We start from the raw sequence: 12,417 nt of genomic DNA, 5'->3' as shown, positions 1-12,417 counted from the left end.
ATCCTACAAAGATAAAATTTTAAACAAACTTTAGTTTATGGACGAAACTGTTTATTTTGGTGAACATAATGTTTTTGCCGATAAGCTTGACCTCAAGCGTGTATTGCCTTATTTCCCGTGGAATGCTCTTTTTAGTGACTTGGGATTCAAAGTTTCTTACCCGTCTGTCTTGTACACTGATCCCGACGCTGACGCTTTGTTTCGTGATGTAACGGAGGTATTGGTTACTGTAGCCTTGGAGGGAATCTTGGAGGTAAGTATAGAGCTCTGTTTCGAGGGAGAGTCTGGCACACGTGACGTGCGAGGTTTGCTGCAGATACGGCATCAGTGGAATGCTTCACTCCCTAAACTTCGGACACACTTCTCTCTATCGCCAGAGGATTTTGTACGATATATCTATCAAGCCGTTGTGGCGTGGGTGGTAAAGGAGGAGAGTTATGGAGCCGACATTGAGGCTTTGCCCGATGGTGAAGGCCGTTGGGTAGTAGCTATCCGAGGGGCTCGTTAGTCTTCTGCAGGAAGTACTATCCTGAAGGTGGTGCCTGCTCCCACCTCAGACTGCTTTACAAAGATCTTGCCCTGGTGATACTCTTCTATAATACGTCGGGCCAATGACAATCCTAGTCCCCAGCCTCTTTTGCGAGTGGTAAACCCAGGCTTGAATATGTCTTTCGTTTTGCTTTTGGGTATGCCTTTACCCGTGTCTTTGACATCTATAAGCACGTTGCGCCCTTTGCGTTTGTAAGAGATGGTGATGCTTCCTGCTCCGTTCATGGCATCTACGGCATTTTTGATCAGGTTTTCGAATACCCAGCTTATCAGTGACTCCGATATATTTACATGTACCGGGGTGGGCTGAGGCATCAGGGTAAGATTGACCTGCCTAGATATGCGCAGTCTCATGTAGTCGGTGCTGCGTCGCAATACATCACCTAGTTCGTGGGGTACCATAGTAGGCTCCGACCCTACTTTCTGGAATCTGTCTGCTATTATTTCCAGCCTGTCTATATCCTTGTCTATCTCGTCTACGATGGTAGGGTCTGTTTCTGAAGCTTTGAGGATCTCATTCCATGCCATGAGCGATGATATGGGAGTACCCAGCTGATGTGCTGTTTCACGAGCCAGTCCTTCCCAAATTCGGTTTTGTTCGGCCCGCTTGGTATTGGTGATAGCCACAATGGCTGTAATGATGAAAATAAAGAATGCCCCCAATTGGATGTAAGGGAAGAGCAATAACTGGTGCAGTGTGTAGCTGTCGGAGTAATATAAGTATTGAGTACCATTGCTCAATTCTATCTTGATGGGAGGATAGCCGTTGCGAAATTTCTTCAGTTCCTTATAGAGGAACTTATCGGGATTTTTGCGCGGCAACTTTATATTTTTGGAGTTGATGATCTGCCCGTCTTCCCATGTTACGATAATAGGTATAGTGGTATTCCAGCGGATAATGGTCAGGATGAGGGCATCGGCCGATTCGGGTTGATTGTTGGCAAGAATGCGTGAGGCCTCTGCCCACAGCTCTATTTTTTGTCGCTCTTCTTGAGCCATCTTGTCGATAAGCTTGTCCGATACTACCAGTGATGCTATCGCTATTGTTACGGCCAATGCATAAAATATAAACTTGCCCCGTACACGCACAAAACCACGATCTATTTTTATTTTCTTGATAAAGTTCATCCGATTGTTATGTCATTACCTTATTAACTGTAAATATATTCATTTCTTGCGTTATGTTATTATTTCTGTTATGGTTTGTAAAAACAGCGCTAAAGGCTTTGTGCCCGATGCGGGTGTTGTGTTTTTTTAACGGAGTGATGCTTGACAAAGGTATGTCCGGCATATTATCTTTATATGTCGTGATTTTGGGGGTGTTACTCTTATTGACTCAATTTACTTTATTATGATTTCTTCATTAATGTCATCTTATAATAATATAGTGCTCCTGCCATCAGGGATACTATCATACTTCCGCTATGTGCCGCCGTGTTTATGTACAAAACCATAGCTCCTCTGTAGTGATTACAGGATATTGGCCGGTTATACCACACTTCTTCCAATATTTTTTATTGCTCTTTCGCTCTCGATTTTGTAACGCAAGGTCGGCGGTCTTGTTGTACTAAGTCGTTCGACTTATCATACACGGTTGTCTGACTTATCATATAAAGTCGATGGACTTATCATACACAGTCGTTTGACCTATGTACAAGGACAACTGTTTTATCATATAAACTCCGTACACTTATCATATAGGAACTTTCTTGCTCCGTATCAGGAGTGTTGTCGACTTACCCAAAATCACCCATCGCATGTGATATTCCCCATATTTATTTTATGACCGTGCCATATTCGGATATTGACGTGAGCTATGTCGATAAAGAAAAAATTATTGTGAATGGGCAAGACTTCCTTGCTTCATTTATTAAATAAAACAGTTCATAACGTTTTTGTCCCGTAAAAAAGGTTAAATTTTGTAGGCCATGCGATTAATCTTTATATTGGGACATTAAACTTATGCAAGTGTATATAATCTATTGATTTATAATTACACTTAAACATCACTTAAACAAATCTTTTATTTATGAATTCATCATCTTTAAGATGGGCTCTGCTATGGGTGTTGGGCATATTGGCCTATACATCCTTGGGTGCCCAGCATAAAATAGTTGTAGGTAAGATTGTGGACGAAGATCATAAGCCCATGGCTTTTGCCAATGTAAAATTGCTCAATAATAAAGGCAATATGATTACGGGAGTATCTACCAATCAACAGGGACAATATAAAATCAAGGCTGTTGCTCCCGGGAGCTATAGGCTGCAGGTCACGTTTGTATCTTACAATATGCATGAGCAACTTATCACCGTGCCCGGCGATGGGGATGAGACTGTTCGCATCAAGGATGTAGTCATGGGTATGTCTGAGGGGAAGGAGCTCAAAGCAGTGACAGTGACGGCAAAAGCTACAGAGATCATCGTGAGAAATGACACGCTGGAGTACAATGCGGATAGCTATACGATGCAAAAGGGGGCTGTGCTCAATGATTTGATCAAAAAACTCCCCGGAGCTACAGTAAATGACGATGGTACTATCAGTGTCAACGGCAAGACTATCAAAAAAATCATGGTGGATGGTAAAGAGTTTTTTTCATCGGACCCCAAAGTGGCAAGCAAGAACTTGCCTGCCGAGCTGGTCGATAAGTTGCAGGTGCTGGATAGAGCTTCGGACAATAGTCGCATGACGGGTTTTGACGATGGAGACGAGGAGACAATCATCAACCTTACTATCAAGCCCGATAGAAAGAAAGGTCTTTTCGGTACGGCATATGCCGGCTATGGCAATAAAGACCGCTATGAGACCAATGTGGTAGTCAATCGCTTCAACGGCAACAACCAGTGGACTATTTTGGGAGGGATGAACAATACAAATAATATGGGATTCTCCGATATCAGCCAAGATCTGAGTCAGGCAAGCTTTATGTCCGGCGTAACGGGAGGCAGGCGCGGACTGCGTGATGGTATTACGGCATCGAAAGTGCTGGGTTTCAACGGGAACTTTACACTTACTCCGACCTTGATATTGGGGGGCAATAGCTTTGCCGGTCATTCCAATAAAGATCAGTACTCTGACATCCTGCGTCAGAACTTCTTGAAGGATGGCAGTACTACCACTCAGGAGTATGTCACCAACGTGACCAAGAGTGATTCGTGGGGCTCGGAGCTCCGTATGGTGTGGAAGCCTGATACCCTCACCGAGATTATTGTGGTGCCGGAGGTGTCATGGTCACGCTCGCACAACCTGTATGCCGACAACTATACTACTATAAATGATGCTGATGGCGCACTTGTCAATAAAGGTGATGTGATGCAGGACACCCAAGGTGAGAGTAAAAAACTCAACTTGGCTATTGATGCCAGCCGCAAACTCAATGATAAGGGACGTACTCTGGCGCTCAACCTCAGGATGCACTATGGTGATGACGACAATAACGGCATCTACAATGCATTACTCGAAAGCGGATCGGGTAATATACTCAATAAACTGAATCAGAAACTGGTCGATGACAAGAAATCCGGCGGGTTCAGGATTCGATGGTCTTGGGTAGAACCACTGGGCAAAAACTATTTTATACAGGGCTTGTACCAGTTGAAGACTGATTATAACCACTCCGTAAGGAATGCCTTTAGTCCTGATGCTTCGGGGGAATATATAGTACCTGCCGAGATATATAGCAATGAATTTAAGAATGAGTCGTTTACTCACCGATTTGGGCTGAGTGTCAAGAAAAAGGGTGACAAATATGATCTTACTGCGGGGTTCAACGTCGACCCCACCGCTACCCGTAATCGCACAGTAGTGGCAGGGAAAGAGAATGAACCCATCAAGCTGAACAGAACTAACTTCTCTCCTATGGTGAGATTTTCGTATAAGCCCGACAAGACCAGCAACCTGCGTATCGACTACCGAGGGCGTACTGTGCAACCGCAGATCAGCCAGTTGGCTCCTGTGCAAGACGTTACCAACCCACTGATATCGTTTATCGGTAATCCTTCTTTGAATCCTTCTTATCAAAACAACTTGTTTATACATTATAATACATTCTTTCCCAAAAAGAAAAGCAGCCTTGCCCTGGTGCTGATGGGGAATTACGTAATGGATGATATTGTGTCGGCTTCTACGTATGACATCAAGACTGGTAAGCGCACTGTGGAGTACCGTAATGTGGATGGCAACTGGATGGCTATGTTCGGCGGATTTTTCTCAACTCCTATTATCAATAAGGATTTCTCACTCCGATTGTCATCTCGCAATAGCTTTAATAATAATAAGGGATTCATCAATGGAGAGTCCAACAGCTCCAAGAGTATCAGACTGGACGAAAGCTTGGGACTTACTTTCAGAAAATCATTTACAGACATGACCTTGAGAACAGGGTTGAGGTACTTCAATGTCAACAATACCGTATCATCAGGGGTGAAGCCTCGTGAAACATTCGATTATAATATAGGATGGGAGGCAAATTGGTTTTTACCCAAAGATATCAGTGTGGAGTATGATATCAACTATAATACATATAAAGGATACGAAGCGGGATTCAACGAGCCGCAGTGGCTACTCAATGCGGGTCTCTCGTGGAGCTTCCTGGCAAATAAGAATGCTACCGTGCGTGTGAAGGCTTATGATATTTTCAATCAACAGCGCAATCTGTATCGCAACTCCAATGCTTTGTCCGCATCTACAGAGCGCACGTTTGCTTTGGGAAGATACATGATGGTACACTTTATATATAGATTCAATATCTTTGGTGGCGGAGGCTCCAAGTCGGATATGAAATCGGACTCTAACCATGGATTCTCAGGAAGGGGAGGATTCCGTCATTGATTGTTTCTATAGGGGATAAGAAAAGTACTATCAACATTTGGGATAATCGGAGTGTTCCATAATGTACAAAGGGTGCCTGTCATCATTATTATATATAAGAAGAGATAAATTATGAGCGTAACTATTATTAGTAAAAAAGAATTTATTGAGAAACTTTCTGATGTTGATACCAATCCTACAGGATGGGATGGCAAACATAAGAGACCTGTTTTAGTTGATTTCTTTGCCACATGGTGTGGTCCATGCAAAGCTTTGAGCCCTATATTGCAGGAAGTGTCTGAAGAATATCAGGGCAAGATAGACATATATAAAGTAGACGTGGATGAGGATCAGGAACTCACCGCTTTGTTCAATGTGCGTACAGTGCCCACTTTGCTTTTTGCCAAACCTACTGACACCAAACCTACCTTGATGTTGGGGGTAATGGGTAAAGCAGAGCTAAAAAGTCATATCGAATCACTCCTTCTGTAATTTTCTTTTTTGTGGTTTTGAAGGATGAGCCTCTTCGTCTCTATGGCGAAGAGGCTCGTTATTTTAGTACAACGGAGTGATTGAGGTCCTATTTTCGTCTGCTTTTTCTTATCACTGACTAATCTTTTTATAGATTCTTTTTGTTGTTTTTATACGCAAGGTGTATTTTCTTCTCAAAAATGGAGAAATTTTTGCTCTGCAAAATGCATTTTATAATGAGTTTTTGAGGTAATTATAGAAGTCTTTGGTGAAGCTTATAAAAGAATTGCCACAAAGTCGCGAGATTTATTGGAAAAACTTTAAAAACCAACTGTCTCATAATCAGACTGCAGAGAAAAAGTTTCAAATAAACACTCAAGAAAGTTTGGATTGTAATAAAAAAGGGTCTACATTTGCACTCACAATTCGAGCGGGATTGTATGAATCGACTTCTGATGGATGTATGCTTCCGAATAATTCTTTAGGGCTTTGAGCACTATCGGATAGAGAGGGGGGTGTCACTGAAGTAGGCAGGTTTTTAAGGACCTGTTTTTTTGTCCTTGGCTGTACGGGATTTCGTGCGGGAGGTTAGGGTTGCTCTTATATATGTATGAGGCGATCCTGAGGAAAAGGGGAAAGAAGAGAGAGGCGTTTCATGAGTACAATTAAGAAAAGGGATGAGGATGATTTTGATTCCGTAAGGGTGGTTGTTTTAGACTGCTCTACACCGCATCAAAAAAAACTTTCGAAAAAATTTGGAAGTAATAAAACATTTTCTTTACCTTTGCATCCGCAAACAAACGGAAGCGGTTTTCGCCAAGAGACACCGCGGGAAAGAAAAAGAAGTTTGTTTTGAATAAAAAGAGAAAAAAGAGCGATCTTTGAGATATTTCATATTGAAACGAAAAGTGTAGTACAAGTAAAAAAGAAACGTTGGTTTATCAACAAAATATCCAACCGTCAAAAACAATAACTTTATACAGGCTACAACTTAATAAATCGAGAACTGATAAAGCAAGATTCTTTAGAGCGAAAAACAGAAACAAACAAAAACAAATATAACATTGAAGAGTTTGATCCTGGCTCAGGATGAACGCTAGCGACAGGCTTAACACATGCAAGTCGAGGGGCATCGGGGAGTAGCAATACTCTGCCGGCGACCGGCGCACGGGTGCGTAACGCGTATGCAACTTACCTTACAGAGGGGGATAACCCGTTGAAAGACGGACTAACACCGCATATTCTTATATTATCGCATGATAGAGTAAGGAAATATTTATAGCTGTAAGATAGGCATGCGTCCCATTAGCTAGTTGGTAGGGGTAACGGCTCACCAAGGCAACGATGGGTAGGGGAACTGAGAGGTTTATCCCCCACACTGGTACTGAGACACGGACCAGACTCCTACGGGAGGCAGCAGTGAGGAATATTGGTCAATGGGCGAGAGCCTGAACCAGCCAAGTCGCGTGAAGGATGAAGGTCTTATGGATTGTAAACTTCTTTTGCGGGAGAATAACGGGCGCTACGAGTAGTGTTATGAATGTATCCCAGCGAATAAGCATCGGCTAACTCCGTGCCAGCAGCCGCGGTAATACGGAGGATGCGAGCGTTATCCGGATTTATTGGGTTTAAAGGGTGCGTAGGCGGCTTTTTAAGTCAGCGGTGAAAGGTTCGGGCTCAACCCGGACATTGCCGTTGAAACTGGGGAGCTTGAGTATGGATGAGGTAGGCGGAATGCGTGGTGTAGCGGTGAAATGCATAGATATCACGCAGAACTCCGATTGCGAAGGCAGCTTACTAAGGCATTACTGACGCTGAAGCACGAAAGCGTGGGTATCAAACAGGATTAGATACCCTGGTAGTCCACGCAGTAAACGATGATTACTGGGCGTATGCGATACAATGTATGCTCCTGAGCGAAAGCGTTAAGTAATCCACCTGGGGAGTACGCCGGCAACGGTGAAACTCAAAGGAATTGACGGGGGCCCGCACAAGCGGAGGAACATGTGGTTTAATTCGATGATACGCGAGGAACCTTACCCGGGATTGAAATGTAGACGATAGGGGATGAAAGTCCTTTTCCCTTCGGGGCGTCTATGTAGGTGCTGCATGGTTGTCGTCAGCTCGTGCCGTGAGGTGTCGGCTTAAGTGCCATAACGAGCGCAACCCACATTGGTAGTTACTAACAGGTAAAGCTGAGGACTCTACCGAGACTGCCGGCGTAAGCCGTGAGGAAGGTGTGGATGACGTCAAATCAGCACGGCCCTTACATCCGGGGCGACACACGTGTTACAATGGTGGGGACAAAGGGCAGCTACCTGGCGACAGGATGCGAATCTCCAAACCCCATCCCAGTTCGGATCGGAGTCTGCAACTCGACTCCGTGAAGCTGGATTCGCTAGTAATCGCGCATCAGCCATGGCGCGGTGAATACGTTCCCGGGCCTTGTACACACCGCCCGTCAAGCCATGGGAGTCTGGAGTACCTAAAGTCCGTAACCGCAAGGGTCGGCCTAGGGTAATACAGGTGACTGGGGCTAAGTCGTAACAAGGTAGCCGTACCGGAAGGTGCGGCTGGAACACCTCCTTTCTGGAGACTCTTAAAGAAAATAATGCTTAAGGTCACGCTGCTTTGAATAATATTAAAGTAGTAAAGTGCTTGATAAGCTAAAATAGATTGTATGCTGGTAAGCTATAAAGGTATTGCAAAAGAGAGACAAGTGTTGGGTATTACAACTAAAAGGGGATAGGCCGGATGTAACTGATTTACGGTCTACATTTTTCGGGACGATATGATATCATGCGAGAAACCATCTCGAATGAGAAACCGGGGATAATAAATAATAAGGAAGCCGAGCAGAAAGAGAGAAAAGGATCATTGCTTTTAAGTGACAAATAAGCAGTGTTTTCTAATTAATCCAAGCATTCCGTATATATTTAAGGATACACGCCCCAGCAAAGAGATTGAACAGCATAACGCAGTCCTATAGCTCAGTTGGTTAGAGCGCTACACTGATAATGTAGAGGTCGGCAGTTCAACTCTGCCTGGGACTACACCTTAGGGAGCTTTATAGGAATAAAGCATATATACGGGGGATTAGCTCAGCTGGCTAGAGCACCTGCCTTGCACGCAGGGGGTCATCGGTTCGAATCCGATATTCTCCACGTATGTTATCTGATGTTCTCACTGAGATAAGGGGGAAATTAAGATAAAAGCGATCATTGACATAGTTAAAAAGAAGACATTAAAAAAACAACAAAACATAGAGCAAATAAAAAAGCTAAAGTATACTAAATCCGTTTAATTTCGTAAGAGATTATACGGACGGCGCAAAATTAGTTAAGGGCAGACGGTGGATGCCTAGGCTCTCGGAGGCGACGAAGGACGTGATAAGCTGCGAAAAGCTGCGGGGATCGGCACATACGATTTGATCCGCAGATATCCGAATGGGGCAACCCGGCATGTAGAAGACATGTCACACTACCTAGTAGTGAGCGAACGTGGGGAACTGAAACATCTAAGTACCCATAGGAGAAGAAAACAAAAGTGATTCCCTTAGTAGTGGCGAGCGAACGGGGAACAGCCCAAACCGTTATTGTTTCGGCAATAGCGGGGTAATAGGACTTCGATTTACTTATAATTGATTGATAGGAGAACGGATTGGAAAATCCGGCCGAAGAGCATGAAAGCTGCGTATCCGGCATCAAGAAATTAGGTTAGAAGTATCCTGAGTAGCGCGGGACACGAGAAATCCTGTGTGAATTAGCGGGGCCCATCCCGTAAGGCTAAATACTCCCGAGAGACCGATAGTGAACCAGTACCGTGAGGGAAAGGTGAAAAGAACCTCTAACAGAGGAGTGAAATAGACCCTGAACCCGTCTGCCTACAAGCGGTCGGAGCATCGATAAAGATGTGACGGCGTGCCTTTTGCATAATGAACCTACGAGTTACTTGGGCCGGCAAGGTTAATCGTCGCGAGAGACGAGGAGCCGTAGCGAAAGCGAGTCTGAATAGGGCGTAATATAGTCGGTTTGAGTAGACGCGAAACCAAGTGATCTACCCTTGGTCAGGATGAAGGTCAGGTAACACTGAGTGGAGGTCCGAATCGGTAAGCGTTGAAAAGCTTTCGAATGAACTGAGGGTAGGGGTGAAAGGCTAATCAAACTTGGAGATAGCTCGTACTCCCCGAAATGCATTTAGGTGCAGCCTTTGATGTTTCTTGTATGAGGTAGAGCGACTGATTGGATGCGAGGCTTTCACCGGCTATCAAGTCCAGATAAACTCCGAATGCGTACAAGTCATAGTCAAGGAGTGAGGGCATGGGTGCTAAGGTCCATGTCCGAGAGGAGAAGAATCCAGACCACCGGCTAAGGTCCCGAAATAACCGCTAAGTTGAACAAACGAAGTCAGAATGCAAAGACAGCTAGGATGTTGGCTTGGAAGCAGCCATTCATTTAAAGAGTGCGTAACAGCTCACTAGTCGAGGATTCCGGCGTGGATAATAATCGGGCATAAGCGGTTTACCGAAGCCGTGGGATGTAATAAAACATCGGTAGGGGAGCATTCCGTCGACGTCGAAGGTAATGGGACAACCATTGCTGGAGTTTACGGAAAAGCAAATGTAGGTATAAGTAACGATAAAGGGGGTGAGAAACCCCCTCGCCGAAAGACCAAGGTTTCCTGATCAACGCTAATCGGATCAGGGTCAGTCGGGGCCTAAGGATAAGTCGAAAGGCGATTCCGATGGACGAACCGGTTAATATTCCGGTACTGATAATAAGAGCGATGTGGTGACGGAGAAGTGATAGTCCTGCCATCTGACGGAATAGGTGGTTAAAGGGTGTAGGAGTTGATCGAGGTAGGCAAATCCGCCTTGAGATCCGAACCTGACAGTACACGGAGTGCATGCACGAAGTGAAATGGATGTAAACAGGCTCCCAAGAAAACCCGCTAAGCATATTTTATTAACACCCGTACCGTAAACCGACACAGGTGGTTGGGTTGAGTATACTAAGGCGCTCGAGTGAATCGCGGTTAAGGAACTAGGCAAAATAGTCCTGTAACTTCGGGAAAAAGGACGCCTCTCTCCGGAGAGGCCGCAGAGAATAGGCCCAGGCGACTGTTTAACAAAAACACATGGCTATGCAAAATGGAAACATGCAGTATATAGCCTGACACCTGCCCGGTGCTGGAAGGTTAAGAGGAGATGTCATCCTTAAGGAGAAGCATTGAATTGAAGCCCCAGTAAACGGCGGCCGTAACTATAACGGTCCTAAGGTAGCGAAATTCCTTGTCGGGTAAGTTCCGACCTGCACGAATGGTGTAACGATCTGGGCACTGTCTCAACCGCGAGCTCGGTGAAATTGTAGTATCGGTGAAGATGCCGATTACCCGCAACGGGACGAAAAGACCCCGTGAACCTTTACTATAGCTTTACATTGTATTTGGGTAACAAATGTGTAGGATAGGCCGGAGACTATGAGTCGGGTACGCCAGTATTCGAGGAGTCACTGTTGAAATACGGCCCTTTTGTTATTTGGGTTCTAACTCTGTTTTCAGAGGACATTGTATGGTGGGTAGTTTGACTGGGGTGGTCGCCTCCAAAAGCGTAACGGAGGCTTCTAAAGGTACCCTCAGGCCGATTGGTAACCGGTCGCAGAGTGTAATGGCACAAGGGTGCTTGACTGGGAGACAAACAAGTCGCACAGGTAGGAAACTAGAGCATAGTGATCCGGTGGTTCCGTATGGAAGGGCCATCGCTCAAAGGATAAAAGGTACTCCGGGGATAACAGGCTGATCGCTCCCAAGAGCTCATATCGACGGAGCGGTTTGGCACCTCGATGTCGGCTCGTCACATCCTGGGGCTGGAGAAGGTCCCAAGGGTTGGGCTGTTCGCCCATTAAAGTGGCACGCGAGCTGGGTTCAGAACGTCGTGAGACAGTTCGGTCTCTATCTGTTGTGGGCGCAGGAGATTTGCGAGGCTCTGACACTAGTACGAGAGGACCGTGTTGGACGGACCACTGGTTTATCGGTTGTACCGCCAGGTGCATAGCCGAGTATCTAAGTCCGGAAGAGATAAGTGCTGAAAGCATCTAAGTACGAAGCTCGCCTCAAGATTAGATCTCCATATAAGGGTGGTTATAGACTATGACCTTGATAGGCTGCAGGTGTAAAGGCGGTAACGTCATAGCCGAGCAGTACTAATAGCCCAAAATATTTACGCAGTGCTAAGTAAAAAGTAGTATATCTGAAAAGTTCAAAACTAATCAGAGAGAGATACATCTTTATAGAAAGCATTTAGTGTATTTTGGCTTTACGATTATTAGCTCGATAAAAATGTATTGGTTGAGTTTTTAATTCTTCTTTTTTAACGATGTTATTTAGAGATATTCAGGCGGTTATAACGTCGGGGTTCCACCTCTTCCCATTCCGAACAGAGAAGTTAAGCCCGATCGTGCCGATGGTACTGCGTCACAGTGGGAGAGTAGGTAGCTGCCGTTTTTACAAAGACGAAGGGGAGTGTAAGTATACAAGCTTACACTCCCCTTGCTTTTTTACCCCTATGCTAACCACACACTTCTCATTTGAGA

5 protein-coding genes, 2 tRNA genes and 3 rRNA genes are annotated in these 12,417 nt (G+C 44.9%); 9 read left to right on the top strand and 1 reads right to left on the bottom strand.

Annotation, left to right across the window (positions count from 1 at the left end; genetic code table 11):
* Nucleotides 1–37: 37 nt before the first annotated feature.
* On the top strand, nucleotides 38–508 hold the full coding sequence (locus VYJ22_RS01050) for a hypothetical protein (protein WP_329904511.1): 471 nt from the start codon (nucleotides 38–40) through the stop codon (nucleotides 506–508).
* Here the strand turns inward: VYJ22_RS01050 and VYJ22_RS01045 are convergent.
* Nucleotides 505–1,677 (bottom strand): sensor histidine kinase, encoded by a 1,173-nt coding sequence (locus VYJ22_RS01045; protein WP_329904509.1) that lies wholly within the window; start codon nucleotides 1,675–1,677, stop codon nucleotides 505–507. The genes VYJ22_RS01050 and VYJ22_RS01045 overlap by 4 nt on opposite strands.
* Before the next feature lie 901 nt (nucleotides 1,678–2,578).
* Between VYJ22_RS01045 and VYJ22_RS01040 the strand changes: the two genes are divergently transcribed.
* The 8 genes from VYJ22_RS01040 to rrf all read left to right on the top strand — a co-directional run bounded on the left by VYJ22_RS01040 (nucleotide 2,579) and on the right by rrf (nucleotide 12,328).
* Nucleotides 2,579–5,377, top strand: coding sequence for a TonB-dependent receptor (locus tag VYJ22_RS01040; protein ID WP_329904508.1), 2,799 nt, complete (start codon nucleotides 2,579–2,581; stop codon nucleotides 5,375–5,377).
* A 111-nt stretch (nucleotides 5,378–5,488) separates the two neighbouring features.
* Entirely contained in the window at nucleotides 5,489–5,848 is a 360-nt protein-coding gene (gene trxA, locus VYJ22_RS01035; protein ID WP_329904507.1) for a thioredoxin, read from the top strand.
* Between the two features lie 634 nt (nucleotides 5,849–6,482).
* The gene (locus VYJ22_RS01030; RefSeq protein ID WP_329903671.1) at nucleotides 6,483–6,683 is read left to right on the top strand and encodes a hypothetical protein; all 201 of its coding nucleotides are present in this window, start codon (nucleotides 6,483–6,485) and stop codon (nucleotides 6,681–6,683) included.
* Between the two features lie 205 nt (nucleotides 6,684–6,888).
* Nucleotides 6,889–8,416, top strand: a 16S ribosomal RNA gene (locus VYJ22_RS01025).
* A gap of 390 nt (nucleotides 8,417–8,806) precedes the next feature.
* A tRNA-Ile gene (locus tag VYJ22_RS01020) sits at nucleotides 8,807–8,880 on the top strand.
* A 37-nt stretch (nucleotides 8,881–8,917) separates the two neighbouring features.
* A tRNA-Ala gene (locus VYJ22_RS01015) sits at nucleotides 8,918–8,991 on the top strand.
* Between the two features lie 163 nt (nucleotides 8,992–9,154).
* Nucleotides 9,155–12,052: ribosomal RNA gene (locus tag VYJ22_RS01010) — 23S ribosomal RNA — on the top strand.
* Between the two features lie 165 nt (nucleotides 12,053–12,217).
* Nucleotides 12,218–12,328: ribosomal RNA gene (gene rrf, locus VYJ22_RS01005) — 5S ribosomal RNA — on the top strand.
* Together the 16S, 23S and 5S rRNA genes with 2 tRNA genes alongside form the textbook arrangement of a ribosomal RNA operon.
* Nucleotides 12,329–12,417 lie beyond the last annotated feature (89 nt).

The organism is Porphyromonas pogonae (assembly GCF_036320655.1).
Classification (GTDB): domain Bacteria; phylum Bacteroidota; class Bacteroidia; order Bacteroidales; family Porphyromonadaceae; genus Porphyromonas; species Porphyromonas pogonae.
The sequence above is the reverse complement of the archived record's forward strand: the minus strand, read 5'-3'. Positions and strand labels throughout refer to the sequence as shown.